This window comes from Actinomycetota bacterium (assembly GCA_019347675.1).
Classification (GTDB): domain Bacteria; phylum Actinomycetota; class Nitriliruptoria; order Nitriliruptorales; family JAHWKO01; genus JAHWKW01.
In genome coordinates this window covers 1-17123 of the sequence record JAHWKW010000028.1, presented here as the reverse complement: position 1 = coordinate 17123, position 17123 = coordinate 1, and the positions used below count along the sequence as shown (strand labels likewise).

The 17123-nt window shown below is 69.5% G+C and carries 19 protein-coding genes and 1 pseudogene; 5 read left to right on the top strand and 15 right to left on the bottom strand.

The features are described 5' to 3' along the window. Positions 1–5 precede the first annotated feature (5 nt). Genes KY462_14985 through urtA form a run of 8 tightly spaced genes read right to left on the bottom strand, consistent with a single transcriptional unit; the run spans position 6 to position 7260 of the window. Entirely contained in the window at positions 6–1715 is a 1710-nt protein-coding gene (locus KY462_14985) for an urease subunit alpha (GenBank protein ID MBW3579012.1), read from the bottom strand. Beyond that, positions 1708–2037 (bottom strand): urease subunit beta, encoded by a 330-nt coding sequence (locus KY462_14980; protein ID MBW3579011.1) that lies wholly within the window; start codon positions 2035–2037, stop codon positions 1708–1710. The genes KY462_14985 and KY462_14980 overlap by 8 nt, the downstream gene beginning before the upstream one ends. A gap of 19 nt (positions 2038–2056) precedes the next feature. Beyond that, positions 2057–2359, bottom strand: coding sequence for an urease subunit gamma (locus tag KY462_14975; protein ID MBW3579010.1), 303 nt, complete (start codon positions 2357–2359; stop codon positions 2057–2059). Between the two features lie 27 nt (positions 2360–2386). After that, complete coding sequence (urtE, locus tag KY462_14970) at positions 2387–3079, bottom strand: urea ABC transporter ATP-binding subunit UrtE (protein MBW3579009.1); 693 nt, start codon at positions 3077–3079, stop codon at positions 2387–2389. A gap of 3 nt (positions 3080–3082) precedes the next feature. Next, a complete protein-coding gene (gene urtD / locus KY462_14965; protein MBW3579008.1) occupies positions 3083–3877 on the bottom strand; it encodes an urea ABC transporter ATP-binding protein UrtD in 795 nt (264 codons plus the stop codon). After that, positions 3874–5049 (bottom strand): urea ABC transporter permease subunit UrtC, encoded by a 1176-nt coding sequence (gene urtC / locus KY462_14960; GenBank protein MBW3579007.1) that lies wholly within the window; start codon positions 5047–5049, stop codon positions 3874–3876. The genes urtD and urtC overlap by 4 nt, the downstream gene beginning before the upstream one ends. Next, entirely contained in the window at positions 5046–5936 is an 891-nt protein-coding gene (gene urtB / locus KY462_14955) for an urea ABC transporter permease subunit UrtB (protein ID MBW3579006.1), read from the bottom strand. Before urtB ends, urtC begins: the two co-directional genes overlap by 4 nt. 37 nt (positions 5937–5973) lie before the next feature. Continuing rightward, positions 5974–7260, bottom strand: a complete 1287-nt coding sequence (gene urtA, locus KY462_14950) for an urea ABC transporter substrate-binding protein (protein ID MBW3579005.1) — start codon at positions 7258–7260, stop codon at positions 5974–5976. Positions 7261–7534: 274 nt separating this feature from the next. On the opposite strand from urtA, the gene KY462_14945 reads away from it, so the two are divergent. The 3 genes and pseudogenes from KY462_14945 (at position 7535) to KY462_14935 (ending at position 9406) form a co-directional block, all read left to right on the top strand. Beyond that, entirely contained in the window at positions 7535–7825 is a 291-nt protein-coding gene (locus KY462_14945; protein ID MBW3579004.1) for a transposase, read from the top strand. Then, the gene (locus tag KY462_14940) at positions 7822–8655 is read left to right on the top strand and encodes an IS3 family transposase (GenBank protein MBW3579003.1); all 834 of its coding nucleotides are present in this window, start codon (positions 7822–7824) and stop codon (positions 8653–8655) included. The genes KY462_14945 and KY462_14940 overlap by 4 nt, the downstream gene beginning before the upstream one ends. Positions 8656–8665: 10 nt before the next feature. Then, positions 8666–9406 (top strand): annotated as a pseudogene (locus KY462_14935) (IS30 family transposase). Between the two features lie 125 nt (positions 9407–9531). On the opposite strand, the gene KY462_14930 reads toward KY462_14935, so the two are convergent. From KY462_14930 to KY462_14900, 7 genes are all read right to left on the bottom strand, one after another. Beyond that, positions 9532–11064, bottom strand: coding sequence for an HAD-IC family P-type ATPase (locus tag KY462_14930; GenBank protein ID MBW3579002.1), 1533 nt, complete (start codon positions 11062–11064; stop codon positions 9532–9534). Beyond that, positions 11055–11873, bottom strand: a complete 819-nt coding sequence (locus KY462_14925) for a hypothetical protein (protein ID MBW3579001.1) — start codon at positions 11871–11873, stop codon at positions 11055–11057. The genes KY462_14930 and KY462_14925 overlap by 10 nt, the downstream gene beginning before the upstream one ends. Positions 11874–11931: 58 nt before the next feature. After that, positions 11932–12777 (bottom strand): hypothetical protein, encoded by an 846-nt coding sequence (locus tag KY462_14920; protein MBW3579000.1) that lies wholly within the window; start codon positions 12775–12777, stop codon positions 11932–11934. After that, a complete protein-coding gene (locus tag KY462_14915) occupies positions 12689–13174 on the bottom strand; it encodes a plasmid pRiA4b ORF-3 family protein (protein ID MBW3578999.1) in 486 nt (161 codons plus the stop codon). Before KY462_14915 ends, KY462_14920 begins: the two co-directional genes overlap by 89 nt. Before the next feature lie 128 nt (positions 13175–13302). Further along, a complete protein-coding gene (locus KY462_14910) occupies positions 13303–13524 on the bottom strand; it encodes a hypothetical protein (protein ID MBW3578998.1) in 222 nt (73 codons plus the stop codon). Continuing rightward, positions 13521–13802 carry a nucleotidyltransferase family protein gene (locus KY462_14905; GenBank protein MBW3578997.1) on the bottom strand — a complete coding sequence of 94 codons (282 nt, stop codon included), beginning with the start codon at positions 13800–13802 and terminating at the stop codon, positions 13521–13523. The genes KY462_14910 and KY462_14905 overlap by 4 nt, the downstream gene beginning before the upstream one ends. A gap of 619 nt (positions 13803–14421) precedes the next feature. After that, positions 14422–15102 (bottom strand): PadR family transcriptional regulator, encoded by a 681-nt coding sequence (locus KY462_14900; GenBank protein MBW3578996.1) that lies wholly within the window; start codon positions 15100–15102, stop codon positions 14422–14424. Positions 15103–15196: 94 nt separating this feature from the next. Between KY462_14900 and KY462_14895 the strand changes: the two genes are divergently transcribed. Together KY462_14895 and KY462_14890 are read left to right on the top strand one after the other, a co-directional pair. Beyond that, positions 15197–16357 (top strand): NAD(P)/FAD-dependent oxidoreductase, encoded by a 1161-nt coding sequence (locus KY462_14895; GenBank protein MBW3578995.1) that lies wholly within the window; start codon positions 15197–15199, stop codon positions 16355–16357. 242 nt (positions 16358–16599) lie between these two features. Further along, positions 16600–17043: a hypothetical protein gene (locus KY462_14890; protein MBW3578994.1), complete on the top strand. Its 444-nt coding sequence runs from the start codon at positions 16600–16602 to the stop codon at positions 17041–17043. Positions 17044–17123: the final 80 nt, after the last annotated feature.

Below are 17123 nucleotides of genomic sequence, written 5' to 3'. Positions count from 1 at the left end.
CGGGTTCAGAACAGCGAGTAGCGCTGGGCGAGCGGGAGCTCGACGGCGGGGGCGGCTTCCACCGTCTCACCGTCGATCTCGACGACGAAGGTCTCTGGATCGACGCGGATGTCGGGGGTGGCGGTGTTCTGTGGTAGGGCGTCCTTGCCGCGGTCCCGACAGTCGGCGACCGCGACCAGGCGGCGTCGCACCCGGACACGGTCCGCCAACCCCGCGTCGATGGCCGCCGGGGCGACGAAGGCGAAGCTCGTGGCCGCCGCAACACCGGGGACGGCACCGAACATCGGCCGCGGCAGGATGGGCTGGGGGGTGGGGATGGAAGCGTTCGCATCACCGACCGCCGCCCATGCGATCATGCCGCCCTTTAGGACCATGTCGGGTCTGATCCCGAAGAACTGCGGGTTCCACAGCGTGAGGTCGGCGAGCTTGCCGACCTCCACCGAACCGATCTCGTGTTCGAGCCCGTGGGTGACGGCGGGACAGATGGTGTACTTGGCGACGTAGCGACGGGCCCGATGGTTGTCGGCGGGACCGTCGCCGGGCAAGGGGCCGCGTCGGCGCTTCATCACGTGGGCGGTCTGCCAGGTGCGGACGATCACCTCTCCGGCCCGGCCCATGGCCTGCGAGTCGGAGCCGATGATGGAGATGGCGCCGAGGTCGTGCAGGACGTCCTCGGCCGCGATCGTCTCCGGGCGGATGCGGCTCTCCGCGAAGGAGAGGTCCTCGGGCACCGCGGGGTTCAGGTGGTGGCAGACCATCAGCATGTCGAGGTGCTCGTCGACGGTGTTGACCGTGTGCGGCCGGGTGGGGTTGGTGGACGAGGGCAGGACGTTGGGCTGGGAGCACACGGTGATGATGTCGGGCGCGTGGCCACCTCCGGCACCTTCGGTGTGGTAGGTGTGGATCGACCGACCGGCGATGGCCGCCAAGGTGTCCTCGACGAATCCGGCCTCGTTGAGGGTGTCGGTGTGGATCGCGACCTGGACGCCGGTGCGGTCGGCGACGGTCAGGCACGCGTCGATCGCCGCAGGGGTGGTCCCCCAGTCCTCGTGGAGCTTGAATCCGGCGGCACCACCGGCCAGCTGTTCCTCCAGGGCGCCGTGCGAGACCGTGTTGCCCTTGGCGAGCAGGGCGACGTTTACCGGCCAGGAATCGAGCGCCTCCAGCATCCGCTGCAGGTACCACGGCCCAGGCGTGACCGTGGTGGCCTTGGTGCCCTCGGCCGGGCCGGTGCCGCCGCCGACGATGGTCGTGATGCCGCTGGCCAGCCCCTCCTCGAGGATCTGGGGGCAGACCAGGTGCACGTGGCAGTCGATCGCACCGGCGGTGAGGATCCGTCCGTTGCCCGCGATCGCTTCCGTGCCAGGACCGATCACCAGGGCGGGGTCGACCCCGTCCATCGTGTCGGGGTTGCCGGCCTTGCCGATGCCCGCGAGGCGTCCGTCACGCACGCCGACGTCGGCCTTGACGATCCCCCAGTGGTCCAGCACGACCACTCCCGTGATGACGAGGTCCAGCGCCCCATCGGCGCGGCTGGCCCTCGATTGTCCCATCGACTCGCGGATGACCTTGCCGCCGCCGAACACGACCTCGTCCCCGCCCCGGGCACGGTCCTCTTCGATCTCGATGAGTAGGTCGGTGTCGCCGAGCCGGATGCGGTCGCCGGTCGTCGGTCCGAACAGCTGCGCGTACCGCGCGCGATCGATCTCAGCCATCGTCGGGCTTCCGGTCGTCGAGGCGGCCGGCGCACAGCCCCCGGAACCCGGCAGCGATGCGGTGGCCACCGAACGCGACGATCTCCACGTCCTGCTGCAAGCCGGGCTCGAAGCGGACCGAGGTGCCCGCCGGGACCGCCAGCCGGAAGCCCCAGGCGGCCTGCCGGTCGAAGGCGAGAGCCGCGTTGGCCTCGGCGAGGTGGAAGTGCGAGCCGATCTGGATCGGTCGGTCGCCGGTGTTGCGGACGCGCAGCGTCCGGGTGGGTCGGTCGGGCACGACCTCGATGGTGCCCTCGCGGACGACGATCTGTCCGGGGATCACTGCGTTCGTCCTCCCGTGGTCATTGGATGGGATCGTGGAGGGTCACGAGCTTGGTGCCGTCCGGGAAGGTCGCCTCGACCTGCACCTCGTCCACGAGTTCGGCCACGCCGTCCATGACGTCGCTGCGGCCGAGCACCTCGCGGCCGGCCTGCATCAGGTCGGCGACCGTGCGGCCGTCGCGGGCGCCCTCCAGCACGAACGCGGTCAGGAGCGCCACCGCCTCGGGATGGTTGAGACGTAGCCCCCGGTCACGTCGACGCTGGGCGACGTCCGCAGCCACATGGATCAGAAGCCGCTCCTGCTCGTGTGGAGTCAGACGCACGTCTCACCTCTCTCGGGTCGGTCGGGCTCAGACGACCAGCAGGTCGTTGACCGTCTCGGCGTCGACTTCCCTCGTCCGTCCCTGCGCGACGATCCTGCCGGCGTCCATCACCGCGTACTGGTCGGACAGGCGCAGCGCGAAGTCGACGTACTGCTCGACCACCAGGACGGACGTGCCGCGGTGGCCTCGCAGGCGCCGCAGGGCATCCTCGATCTCGTCCACGATCGAGGGCTGGATGCCCTCGGTCGGCTCGTCGAGCACCAGCAGGCGCGGCCGGCGCACCAGGGCACGGGCGATGGCCAACTGCTGGCGCTGTCCACCGCTCAGGACCCCGGCGCGCCAGGTCAGGAGCTTCTCGAGCCGCGGGAAGACCTCCAGCGCCTCGGACACCGCCACCGTCGCGTCGCGCCCGGCCGACTCGGCGACGACCGTGAGGTTCTCCCGGACGGTCAGGTCCGAGAACACCGCCTGGCCCTGGGGCACGTACCCCATGCCGAGACGGACACGCTGGTAGGGCTGCAGGCCGCCCAGGTCGGTGTCGTCGAAGGTGATGGTCCCGTGCCAGACCGTCACCAGCCCGAGGACGGCCTTCAGCAGGGTCGTCTTGCCGACACCGTTGCGTCCCATGATGGAGGTCACCGCGTCAGGTGCGGCCAGGTCGATCCCCGACAGCACCTTGGTCGACCCGTAGCCGGCGTGCAGGTCGTCGATCCGCAGCATCCTTCAGTTCACCTGACCGTCGCGGGTGGACACGTGGGTCTCGTCGGGGACGTCGGCGTCCGCGTGCTGACGCCCGAGGTACACCGCCCGCACGTGCTCGTCGGCCTGGACCTCGTCGACCGTGCCTTCGCACAGGATGCGCCCCTCGTGCATGACGGTGACCTGGCGGGCGAACCGGCGCAGGAAGCGCATATCGTGCTCGACGACGATCACGGTGCGGTGTTCGACGAGCTGCTCGAGCAGCTGGCCGGTGCGCGTGCGCTCTTCTTGGGTCATCCCCGCCACCGGTTCGTCGAGCAGGAGCAGCCGAGGGTCCTGCACCAGCAGCATCGCGATCTCGAGCCACTGGCGCTGGCCGTGCGACAGGCTCCTGGAGGGGTGCTCGGCCAGGTTGGTGAGGCCCACTACCTCCAGCGTGTCAGCGACGTCCGGCGTGATCGCGGTGCGCCGACGCAGCAGGGTCGTCCAGGGTCGGTGCAGGCCAGCTGCCAGGTCCACGTTGGCCAGCACGGACAGCTCGTCGAACACGGTGGGCGTCTGGAACGAGCGACCGACACCGAGCCCCACGATCGCGTGTTCCCGTGTACCAGCCAGCTGGGTGCCGGCGAACCGGATGCTCCCCGTCGCGGGACGGACCCTGCCGGTGATCGCGTCGATCAGGGTCGTCTTGCCGGCGCCGTTGGGGCCGATCAGGAACCGGAGCTCGCCTGCCTCCACGTCCAGGTCGAGGTCATCCACGGCGTGGAAGCCGCCGAACGACACCGTCAGGCCCCGAATCCGCAACAGCGGCTCGCTCATCCCGGCAGCTCCGCACCGGTGGGGGCACGTCCGAAGCCCCCGAGTGAGGCCGCAACGCGGGCCACGCGCCGGCGGATCCCGTCGATCAGGCCCGCGAGCCCACGCGGTGCGAACACCAGCACGGCCACCAGGAGGGCGCCCTGGAGGTACAGCCAGCCCGACGGCATCGCTTCGCTCAGGGTGGTCTGTCCGAGCCCGAACAGCACCGCTCCGAGAGCGGCCCCGTACAGCGTTCCCCGTCCGCCGACCGCAACCCACAACACCATCTGGATCGACGGGATGATCCCGATGATGCCCGGGGCGATGATCCCGACGATCGGCACAAACAGAGCCCCAGCCAGTCCGGCCAGCGCCGCACTGAAGGCGAACGTGGCCGCCTTGGTCACGGTCGGGGAGTAGCCGAGGAACCGCACCCGGTCCTCGCCGTCTCGGGTGGCGATCAGCAGGCTCCCGAAGCGGCTGCGGACCAGTTGCCTGGCGATCAGGTAGCTGCCCGCCAGCGCGGCGACGACGATCAGGTACAGCCCCCGCTGGACCGCGGGCGAGGTGAGGTCGTAGCCGGCCAGAGTCGTGAAGTTGGTCATCCCGTTGGTGCCGCCGGTGACCCCTTGCTGGCCGACCAGGACGATGGCGAACGCCGCGACCAGCGCCTGTGTGAGGATCGCGAAGTAGGCCCCACGTACCCGGTTGCGGAACACGATGTAGCCGAGCCCGCCGCCCACCAGCGCCGGTACCACGACCGCCGCGGTCAGCGTGAACGCCAGGTTGGAGAACGGTTCCCACCACACGGGCAGCGCGGCGGTACCGCTCCAGCTCATGAAGTCCGGCAGGCGCCCTCCGGCCGCGACCAGCTTGAGGTGCATGGCCATCGCGTAGCCGCCCAGCCCGAAGAACAGCCCGTGACCCAACGACAGCATCCCGCCGTACCCCCAGGCGACGTCCAGGCCGATGGCCAGGATCGCGTACGTGAGGTACTTGGCGAGCAGCCCGAGCCGGAAGCCCGACAGCAGGAAGGGAGCGGCCAGTAACCCCAAGAAGAGGATCACGGCCGTGACCCGGCGAGCTCGCGTGAGCGAGACGAACCGCCGACGTCGCGGCGCTGCCGGCGGATGCGAACGTGGAGGTTCGGCCACTCGCTTCGTGCCACCTGGGGCCTGGATCGTGTGGCTCATGCCAGGGCTCTCGATCGGACGCCCGACACGCCCTGGGGACGGAACTGCAGGAACACGACCACCGCGACGAAGAGGATCGCCTTGGCCAGGCTGGCGCCCGTGGTGAACTCGACGAACGAGTTCAGGATGCCCAAGCCGAACGCGGCCACGACCGCCCCCCACAACCGGCCCAGTCCGCCCACGATGACGACGAGGAAGGCGTCCACCAGGTAGAAGATCCCGATCGTCGGCCCGATCGGACCGAGCAGGGTCAACGCGACCCCGGCGACACCGGCAAGTCCCGACCCGATCACGAACGTGCTGGCATCGACCCGCGGCGTGGCGATGCCGCTCGTGCCCGCCAACTCCCGGTCCTGCATCACCGCACGCATGCGCCGGCCGGCAGGCAGCACGTGGATGAATACCGCGACGGCGGTGATTGCCACGACCACGAGCCCGAGGATGAACAGTCGCGTGTAGGGCAACTGCACGCCGGCCACCGTGAGCCCGCCGCCCAACCAGGCCGGCGCGACCACCTGGACGTTGGGCGCCCCGAAGATGTCGCGCGCCGCCTGCTGCAACGCGAGCGCAACCCCGAAGGTGACCAGCAGCGTGTCCAGGGGGCGGCCGTACAGCCGCCGGATCAGGGTGCGCTCGAGGAGCAGGCCTAGCAGCCCACCGACGACGAACGCCCCGGGGAGGGCCACCACGAACGACCGTGTCGCGGCCTCGGGACCCAGTAGTTGCTGGACGGTGTAGGCGGTGTAGGCCCCCGCCATAAGGAACTCGCCGTGCGCCATGTTGATGACGTTCATCTGGCCGAACGTGAAGGTCAGGCCCAACGCGACCAGCAGGAGGATCGCGCCGAGGCTCAGACCCACGAACAGCTGGGGCAACACCACGTCCATGGTCGGGCCTCCCATCGATCGGAAGCGGGCTGGTGGGTCAGCCCTCGTCGGGCGCGAGCTCGGACGCCCACCCGTAGGTCCTGAGGAACGGGTCGGGCTCGACGGGCTCGTCGGTCGCCCACACCTGCTCGATCTGGCCATCCGGTTGGACCACCCCGATGCGCGCGGTCTTGAACAGGTGCTGGTTGTTTCCATCGATGGTGTAAGTGCCGCCAGGTGCCTGGAACGTCAGTCCCGCGGCGGCCTCCTTGACCGCTTCCGGCTCGGTAGAGCCGGCCTTCTCGACGGCCTGCGCCCACAGGTACACGCCGGCGTAGTTGGCCTCCATGGGATCGGTGGTGACCCGCTCGGCGCCGTAGCGGTCCTTGAAGGCGGCCACGAACTCCTCGTTCTCCGGGGACTCCAGAGACTGGAAGTAGTTCCACGCGACCAGATGGCCGGCGACGTTCTCCGGCCCGATCCCCTTGATCTCCTCCTCAGCGATGCTCACCGACATGACCGGCAGGTCCTCGGCGGTGATCTCAGCGTTGCGCAACTGCTTGAAGAACGCGACGTTGCTGTCGCCGTTCAGCGTGTTGAACACCGCGTCCGGATCGGCGCTCTTGATCCGGTTGATGACCGTCGAGTACTCGGTGTGACCCAACGGGGTGTACTCCTCACCAACGATCTCTAGGCTGTTCGCGGCCGCGTAGGCACGGATGATCTTGTTGGCCGTGCGCGGGAACACGTAGTCGCTACCGAGCAGGAAGATGCGCTGGTGGCCCTGCTCCTTCAGGTACTCCAACCCCGGGATGATCTGTTGGTTGGGTGCGGCTCCCGTGTAGAAAATGTAGGGGGACGCCTCCAGCCCCTCGTACTGCACCGGATACCACAGCAATTCTTGGTTGCGCTCGAACACCGGAAGCATCGCCTTACGGCTAGCAGAGGTCCACCCACCGAAGACCGTGGCAACCCCATCCTCGTTGATCAGCTTGTCGGCCTTCTCCGCAAAAGTGGGCCAGTCCGACGCACCATCCTCCACGATCGGTTCCAGCTGCTTTCCCAACACCCCACCCGCCGCGTTGATCTCCTCGATTGCGAGCATCTCGGCGTCCTTCACCGATACCTCGCTGATCGCCATCGTGCCGCTCAACGAGTGCAGGATGCCCACCTTGATGGTGTCGCCCCCACCCGCTGCTGCGGGGGTTGCTCCGCCGTCGGTCACGCTGCCCGTCTGCGGTTGCTGGGCACCGCACGCCGTCAGGGAGAGGGCCAAGACCGCCGTCAAGGCGATCGCCAACAGTGCTCCAGACCGGTAACCGACCTCAGGGACGTCGTTTCTCACAGGACGGTGGTTCACAGGTCCTCCGTCGTAGGTAGCGGACAGTCCGTCGGAAGGGCGGCCGGCAAGAGCACCTTCCCGAGCGGCCGGCACGTTACGAAGCCCTCATGTCAGCAACGTTTCGTCCACGTTCCGATTCGCTAACCCCGATCTTTCAGTAGGTCGCTGATGGCGGGGGTGAGTCCGTGGACGGGGCTTGGGGACGAGCCTGGACTTCCCCCGGTTCTCCGGACACCTGATGTGTGTCGGGGCATGATGCCCCTGGAAGGAGGACCGTATGCCTGCTCCCTACCCTGAGGAGTTCCGACGCCGGGCGATCAACCTGGTGCGTGAGGAAGGTCGCCCGGTCGCGCAGGTCGCGCGCGAGCTGGGCATCTCCGAGTCCGGCCTGCGCCGTTGGCTGGACCGCCACGACATCGACCACGGCCGCAAGGAGGGCTTGACCAGCGGCGAGCGCGAGGAGCTGTCGCGGCTGCGCCGCGAGAACCGGCTGCTGCGGATGGAGCGCGATCTGCTCTCTCGAGCCGCGGCCTTCTTCGCCACCGAGAACGTCCTTCCCCGGCCGTGACGGACGCGTTCATCGAGCGAGAGAAGGCCGATTTCCCGGTCCGCTTCGCCTGTCGTGTGCTGGGCGTGTCACCGTCCGGCTTCTACGAGTGGCGGGCCCGCCAGCACCAGCCCTCGCAGCGTGCGCGTGACAACGCGGCGCTGGTTGCCACCATCCGCGAGATCCACACCGCCTCGCGTGGGACCTATGGTTCCCCGCGCGTTCACGCTGAGCTGCGGCTTGGTCGCGGCATGCGGGTCAACCGCAAACGCGTCGAACGGCTCATGCGCGTGGCCAACATCGCCGGTGTGACCCGTCGCAGACGGGGTGGCTGCACCCGCCGCAACCCGCAAGCGACCTCGTCTGACGACCTGGTCAACCGCGCCTGCAGCCCCCACCGGCCCGACGCGTTGTGGGTGGCGGACGTCACCGAGCACCCCACCGGCGACGGCAAGGTCTACCTCGCCGTCATGATCGACGCGTTCTCGCGCCTGGTGGTCGGCCACTCGATCGCCGACCACCTGCGAACCGAGCTGGTCCTCGACGCGCTCGACATGGCCTGCTGCCGGCGCAAGCCCGCCGCCAGCACCATCCACCACTCCGACCACGGCACCCAGGGTGAATTCAAGCGGTCGTCGCAACACCTCGAGAGTGAGGAGTGGCGATGGGAACGAGCAGGCGTCGACAAGGTGACCGTGCTCGTCCGGCGATGCGTTCGCCGGGGCGTCCATCGGTGGCCAGGCGAGAACACCGCCAGCGGTTCTGGGGTGCGATCGCCGGCGGGTTGTCGAGCGAAGATGCCGCCACGCGGCCGGCGTCTCGCCGGCTGTTGGTTCACGCTGGTTCCGTGAAGGTGGTGGCATGCCGACCGTCAGTCCCGCTCCGCTCTCGGGGCGCTACCTGTCCTTCGTCGAGCGAGAGGAGATCGCGATTCTCAACGCCCAGAAGGTCGGCGTTCGCGAGATCGCACGCCGGCTGGATCGGTCGCCGTCGACCGTCTCAAGGGAGCTGCGCCGCAACGCCGCGACCCGGGGTGGCAAGCTGGAGTATCGGGCCACGACCGCGCAGTGGCACGCCGACCGGAGTGCCAAACGTCCGAAGGTCGCCAAGCTCGCCGCCAACGACCGGCTCCGCGACTACGTGCAACAGCGGCTTGCGGGCAACCTCGTAACGCTCGACGGCGTCGAGGTGGCCGGTCCGCAGGTGCCCTGGATCGGTCGCCGCCACGGTCGACGTCAGGACAGACGATGGGCGAACTCGTGGAGCCCGGAGCAGATCTCGAACCGGCTGAAGGTCGACTTCCCCGATGAGGCGTCCATGAGGATCTCCCACGAGGCCATCTACCAGACGCTCTACGTCCAGGGCCGCGGGGCGCTACGCCGTGAACTGGTCGCCTGCCTGCGCACCGGACGGGCGCTGCGAGTACCGAGAGCACGCACTCGAGGACGGGGCAAGAAGTTCGTCAGCCCCGAGATCTTGATCAGTCAGCGGCCTGCCGAAGCGGACGACCGGGCCGTGCCCGGGCACTGGGAAGGCGACCTCATCCTCGGCCTGGGCAGCTCGGCGATCGGGACGCTGGTTGAGGGCACCACCCGGTTCACCGGTCCGTTCTTAACCGGAGCCGCCTCGCCGTATCCGTCCATGCGAGGCAGGTGCAGCAAAGCCGAGCTGGCGAGCCCAGCTGCCCTCCTGACCGCTCAGCGCCCGCGCTGATGGGGGGCCTTCGATCAGCGAGCGGGCTCTCTGCCGAAGGACGGCTCGGGGATCGGCAGCTCGATGCCGACCCTCTGCAGCTGCCGCTCGACCCACGGACCGGCGACCCCGACGGTCGCGCCGGCGGTGGCGCCCACGAGCCCCAGCGTCCACCCGACCGGGCCCATCGGCCGTGAGCCCGCCAGCCGGCTGATCCCCGGCGTCTGGACGCACGCTCCCAGCACCGCCGCGGATCCGAGCCCGGCGGCGAGCACCCGGGGGTCGCGGCCGGCGACGGCGATCGTCTGGCCCATCTGCGCCCCGACCACCGCGACGAGCCCGACGGTCTGGGCGCGGCGCCGCGTGCCCGTGATCCGGGCGAGCGCGTACGCGCCGGTGGCGCCGCACGCGGTCCCCACCGCCCGCCAGACGATCGCCCGGTCGAGCTCCCCGCCGAGCGCCTCCTCCGGTCCCTGCGCGAGCAACGCGGCGGTGGTCCGCCCGACGGGCGGGCGGACCGCGATCGCCATCGCCGGCGCGACGTCGGTCAGCAAGTTCACGAGCAGCACCTGGCGGGCGTTCAGCGGCGGCCGCCGACCGACCAGCGCGCCGAGGAGCATGAACGAGATCTCGCCCACGTTGCCGCCGAGCAGGATGGCGACCGCGTCGCGGACCGACGACCACAGGCTGCGTCCCTCGGCGATCGCGTCGACGATCACCTCGAGCCGCTCGTCGGTGATGATCAGGTCCGCCGCCTCCCGCGCCGCCGGGGTGGCCCGCTTGCCGAGGGCGATGCCCACATCCGCCAGCCGGATCGCCGGAGCGTCGTTCGCCCCGTCCCCGGTCATCGCGACCGTGAACCCGTCCCGCTGGAGGGCCCGGACGATGTCGACCTTCGCCGCCGGGGTGACCCGTGCGAAGACCCGGGTCTCAAGCAGCCGCTCGGCGAGCTCGTCGTCGCCCATCGCGTCCATCTCTGGGCCGGTCAGCAGCGCGTCCCCGTCGAGACCCAGCTCCGCGGCGATTCTGCGGGCGGTGACCGGGTGATCGCCGGTGATCATGATCACCTCGACACCGGCGCGACGCAGCTCGCGGATCGAGTCGGCCGCCACCGGGCGCACCGGATCGGCCAGACCGAGGAACCCGAGGAAGCGCAGGTCGCCGACCTCGTGACCGTCGACCTCGTGCTGGTCGAGGGGACGCTCCGCGATCGCCAGCACCCGCAGGCCCCGCACGGCCAGACGCTCGTACTCGTCCTCCAGCTCGCGGCGGCGGCCGTCCTCGAGGCCGACCGCCCCATCGGTCGGGTGCGCCCACGTCGCGCACCGGTCCAGCACCACCTCGGGGGCACCCTTGACCGCGAGCACCCGGTGCCCCTCGGTCCCGGCGAGCACCGCGTGGAAGCTGCGGCCCGGTTCGAACGGCACGTCGTCGAGGACCTCGAACTCGCCGCCGTCCTCCCGGCGGACCCCCGCCCGCCGCGTCCCCTCGGCGACCGCCTGGTCGGTGGGGTGCGGCAGGGGTCCGTCGCGCCGGATCGGCGTCGCCCGGCGCGCGGTCAGCAGCACCCGGTGGTGGGAGGTCCCGACCTCGGCCGGTCCGGGACGACCTCGCGCACCCCGTCGGAGACGGCCGCGAGCCGGATCCGGCCCTCCGTCAGCGTCCCGGTCTTGTCCGCGCAGACCACGTCGACCCGCCCCAGCGCCTCGACCGCGCGGGGGTTGCGGACCAGGACCGAGCGTCGCGACAGGCGCCGGGCGGCGGCGAGCTGGGCGACGGTCGCCAGGAGCGGCAGCCCCTCGGGCACCGCGGCGACCGCCAGGCCGACGCTGGCGTCCAGGATCTCCCGCGGGGGGAGGCGTCGCAGGAAGCCGGTGGCAGCGATGATGCGGCAGTCGGCCGGCACGGCTTCGCCGGGTGACAGCTCGATCACGTCCCCCGGCGCCAGCGCTCCGGCCGCGACCCGGTGGACCCCGCCGTCCCGTCGCACGGACACGTGCTGCTGGCCGCGCTGCTCGAGGGCCGCGATCGCCCGCTCGGTGCGGAAGCGCTGGGCGCCTCCGATCGCGGCGTTCAGTCCGACGACGGTCGCGACGAGGGCCGCGTCGGTGACCGCCCCGGTGGCCAGCGACAGCCCGGCGCCGGCGGCCAGGACCGGCGTGAGCGGGTTGATCAGCTCCTCGCCGACGCTCCGGGCCAGCAGGCGGGCGGCGCTCGGCGGTCCGTCCGACGGCCCGCGGCGCTCCGCCGCGAGCTCCTCAGGGAGCCCGTCGAGGGAGGTGCCGAGCTGCTCTAGGACGTCGTCGACCGCCATCGCGTGCCACGGCCGGGTGCGCCGCTCCAGGGTGGTGGGTAGGTCGGCCAGGGCCCGCGCCATCCGCAGGCCGTTGCCGACGGCCAGCAGGGCGGCGCCGTCGACGATGCGGACGACCCGGTCACGGGCCGTGCGGGGCAGCCCGTCGAAGGCCGCGCCTGCCCCGATGCTGGCGCCGAGCTGCGCCAGGCGGGACCGACTGGTGGCTGACCTCGCGCGCAGCTCCGGTCGCCTCGACCAGCAGCAGGAGGTCGGCGAGGTCCGGTCCCACGAGCACGTCGGCCTCCCACGGGACCGGCCGCCCCTCGCGGACCTGGCCGATGGCCACGTCGGCGTGCGCCAGCGCCGCGATCGGGCCGGCCGCCACCAGGCCGACGACGTGGGACTCCCGCTGCAGGCGCCGCACCAGCGCGACCGGATCCTCGGAGCTCTCGTGCACGTCGAGGGGGCTCGGCCCCAGCGAGACGAGCCGCAGGCCGTGGTGATCGGACCCCGCGACCACGACGTCCGCGCCCGCGGCCGCCACCCCATCCTCGCTCAGGACGCCGGGTGCGACAACCAGGACGTCGAGCCGGTCCAGCCGTCGCAGCGCCCCCGGATCCATCGTGACGACGCCGCGCGCGGCGAGGACCCGGTCGAGGCGGGCGGCGAACGCGTCGCGTCCGAACCGGGCGGGCTTCGGGATCAGGTCCAGGACCGGGACGACCGCGCGTTTCAGGTCGTTGGTGGCCGCCAGGCTCGACGCCAGCCCGGCCAGCGAGCTGAACCAGGTCCGGTCGCTGTAGCGCTCGATCTCGCCGTCCGGGAGGGGGACCGGCCGCTGGGGGCCCTCCGGCGCCCCCTCGGGCGGCTCGACCGGCAGCCGGGTGAGCTCGGGCTCACGCCGCTCCCAGACGATGCGGCGGCCGAGCTGCTCGTCGGCCTGGACGGCCCGGTGGACGAGGTCGACGACGGGGTGGTGACGCAACGGGCCGCTTCGGCGCCTCGCCGTACACCTCGTGAGGGTCGACCTTCTCGTCGGCCACCGTGCACAGGTGCATCCAGCTGTCACCGAAGTCGAACTCGTAGGTGAACTGCTCACCCAGTGACAGTCGGGTCAGCTTCTCCTGCGTGTCATCCAACTCCGGCTCGTTCCAATCATCGTCCCACGGACCCTTCATCGTGATGCGGGTTCCATCTGCCAGCGTGAACGCGTGGAGATGGGCGAGGTCCCAGCGTGCGAACGCGTCATTGATCGCGTCAGCCAACATCCGGAACGTCATCCCCGGCCGTGCGAGCATCAGTCGGCCCGGTCGTGGCCACAACGCGTGGGCGTGCATGCCATCCACAAGGTCGACCCGGATCGACAGCCACGTCCGCGCCAACGTTCAGTCCTCAGCCACTTCGCCGGGATCGATCCGGCCCAACGTCCGTCGGAGGTCTGCGAGCTGTGTCACCAACTGCTCCCACATCAGGTCGAAGTCGACGCGGTGGTACGCATGGTGTAGACGTCTCAGACCCGGGCCAGGTCGCGCCACGGCACGTCCGAATACCGGGAACCGACCTCATCGCTGACCTGCTTCGCGGCCTCGCCGAGGATCTCCAGCAGCTTCTGTGCCGCCAGCCGGACGAACTTGTCGTCATCCCACGTCGTGCGGCCGCGCTCGACGATCGTCGACAGGTCGACCACCGCTTCCCGCATGTCCAGCAGCCGATGCCGATCGCCACGCGTCACAGCGGAACGGCCTCGCGACGGATGTCTTCATCCCGCGGCTTGAGCCCTCGTGATAACAGCACATCGACCGGACGCCCGAGAATCTCCTGGAACTCGTCCCTCAAGTCAGCCAGGTCGAGCAGTGTCGCACCCTGTTCGAAGTCGACCAGGAAGTCCACGTCGCTGTCAGCGTCATCACGGCCGGTGGCCACCGACCCGAACAGCCTCACGTTGCGTGCACGATGGCGCTCCGCGGCAGCAATGAGCTCGTCGCGGTGCTGCTCGACCTCGGCACGCATCCCAGCCACAGGCGACCTCCCCCAAGAACGCTAGCGAGCGACAGGCGTCCGTTGCCTCTGGGTCGCTGACGTGGAAGCGCAGTAGTCCCCTGCACGGGTGACGGAATGCCTCGATCGCGCAAAGTCCCAGAGCGTGCGAAGGCCGTCGCATGTCGGTCCTCTGGCGCTTATACGTGCTCCGCGCCGAAGGTCATGCGCGAATTACCGCAGCTTCCCCGAAGTCGTGTAGCCGGGCTAGCCCGCCCGAGACACCGCGCTCAGAACGGTGGTTGTCACGCGGACCTGCAATGCGGCTGGTCGCCTTGAGCCGCGCATAACCGCTGGTCCAGGAGATGGCGATGTCGCGGGAGTTGATCTCGTCGCGCGGATCGTGAAGGTCGCGGCTGGCGTGGCCAGAGAAGGCGGCCCGAGGTGCTCCGTCGGATCCGAGCTGAGTCGGTCGCGCAGAAGGCGGGGGCATGGCGCGTCGATCGGGAGAACTCCCGGGACCGGGCGCCTGCCCTGTCCTGGTGAGACCCGCGACGGGTCGCAAGGACGATCGAGTAACCAAGCTCCCGGTCAGACGGCGCTTCAGATCACGACGAGTTTCGTTGCCTGGATGACCTTCGGTGAGGCGCTGTCAAGAGCGGGTCCGCATCTGGCTCTTGGGCGGTTTGGAGACGTTCTCGAGTGAATCCTGGGGGGTGCGGACCGGAAGTTGACGGATCTTGTCGAGCGCTTTCTCGTTCTTGTCCTCGGAGGGCATGAGATCGTCCCAGGTTTCGATCTCTGCGAGGGTGCGTTGGGACCATGCCTCCACGGTGATCAGCAGGCTGATGAAGAAGTCCACCGCTAGCGCTCTGATGTGCACCTGGTCTTGGGCGACGTTGATGCCGTCGATGAACTCCTGCTTGACCTCCCCGGCGAACCGGAGCATGTCTTGGGCGTCAGCACGGACCTGTTTGAGGGAGCCCACGATGTCGTCTTTGGTGCCCAGCGGAGCGACGAACAGGCGCGACATCGCCTCGAACTCCATCGAGAACGGAGAGATCGGGGTTGCGAGCCACTCCCGCAACGTCTCTTTGCCGTCTTGGGTGATGGAGTAGACGGTTCGGGACCGTTGCCCGGTGTACTCCTTTCTGCCCTCCAGCAGGCCCATCGCGGACAGCCGCTTCACCTCACGGTAGATGGCACTTTCGGCCCGAGGCCACACGTACCGGAAGTAGCGCACTCGTTGCTCGGCCAGCTCGTAAGCGGACCAGGGCCGCACCGCTACCTGAGCCAGCACCGCATACGAGGTAGTCGTCAGGCGATCCTTCATCCCCACCTCTTGACTTACTCCAAATCGGAGTGTAGGTTACTCCAAGGCAGAGTATACGGCATCGGGGCGAGCGTCGCCCAGGGAGGGTCACGACATGACCGATCGGACTGCAAGCCAGTACGTGGAGACGCTGGTCATCGGCGGGGGACAGTCCGGGCTGGCTGTGGGCTACCACCTCACCCAACGTGGCCTGCCGTACACGATCGTCGATGCCAACGACCGGGTCGGGGACGCCTGGCGCAACCGGTGGGACTCGCTGCGGCTGTTCACCCCCAACCGCCTCAACGCCCTACCCGGGATGCCCCACGTCGGGTACCACTGGAAGTTTCCCAGCAAGGACGAGATGGCCGACTACCTGCAGTCCTACGCCGAGCGCTTCGAGATCCCTGTCGAGACCGGTGTGCGGGTGCAGCGGCTGTCTCGAGAGGGCGACCGCTTCGTGGCGGTTGCGGGCAACCGCCGGTTCGAAGCCGACAACGTGGTGGTTGCGATGTCGAGCTGGCAGCGTCCCCGGGTCCCGGAGTTCGCCAGCGAGCTCGACCCGGGCATCGTCCAGCTTCACGTCGCCGAGTACCGCAACCCCGGTCAGCTCCAGCAAGGAGGTGTCCTCGTGGTGGGAGCAGGCAACTCGGGCGCAGAGGTCGCCATGGAGCTGGCCAGAACCCACGACGTCTGGCTGTCCGGGCCCGACACCGGTGTCATCCCGTTCCGTCCAGAGACCGTGGCAGCGCGGATCCTCCTGCCGTTCGTCGGGCGGGTCATCTTCCACCGCGTGCTGACCACCAGCACGCCCATCGGAAGAAAGGCCCGGCCCAAGATGCAGTCCACCGGTGAGCCCTTGCTGAGGGTCAAGCCGAAGGACCTAGCAGCAGCAGGCGTGGAACGTGTCCCCCGGATCACCGGGGTCCAGCACGGACAGCCCCAACTCGAAGACGGCCGTCGCATCGATGTTGCCAACGTGGTGTGGTGCACCGGGTTCCATCCAGGGTTCTCCTGGATCGACCTTCCAGCGATCGAAGAAGGCAGGTCCGAGCCCAACCATCGCCGCGGTGTCGTCGAGCAGATGCCCGGCCTGTACTTCATCGGCCTCAAGTTCCTCTACGCGGTCTCCTCGGAGCAGATCCACGGTGTGGGACGAGACGCCGCTCACATCGCCGATGCGATCGCGGCTCGGCGCGGGCAAAGCCACCGTGGCCCACAGGTAACCGACCGGCACGACCAACTGGAGGCTGGCCGATCGCAACGCAGCTCCTGACCCGCTGCACCTCCAACCGCGTCCCGCGATCGGACCTCAGCGCCCCCAAGCCACCTCGGACAGGTTCCAGCTTCTACTGACGAGATCCGTGTTCTCCCTTGCTAGGACCTGGGCGGGCTGGAGTGAGGTCCAGGCCCCATATCGAACAGCCCGACGCCCTGCTGGACGAGACGCTGCGGCTCGCGCTCGATGACACTCAACGATTCATCGACCGCGCCGAGAGAACCGAAGGTGGAAACCCGATGCCCGCCACCATGAGAACAAGATCCCGCTCCGCCATTGTCGCCATCGCCCCCGCCGCGTTGCTGGCAGCACTGGTCACCCACCCCTTCCTGCCAGGGCGGCTACCGAACGACGCCGCCGTCGCGGCGGCGGTCGCCGCCGACACCATCCGCTGGGGGCTGGTGCACCTGGCGACCGGGGTGGCGTCGGGCCTGGTCATCCTCGCCTTCCTCGCCATCCGCAGCTATCTGCGTGACGCGGGCGAGGAGCGCTTCAGCGCCGTGGGGTTCCCGTTCATCGTCATCGGCAGCACGCTGTTCACGCTGCTGACGGGTCTGGAGTTCGCCCCGCTCGCGGCCGCCGAGATGGGAGCCGGCCTTGCCGACATCGCCGCGACCCAGGCGGCGCTGGCGCCCTCGGAACCTGTCAAGCTTCTTGAGACAAGATCTTCAAGGAACTACTGAGTCGGCTGCTCCTTGTCGGCGGTGTCGTTGGGTCGGTTGATCCAGACGGTGCCCGGCAGCGTCGGCGGTGACGGTGGCTT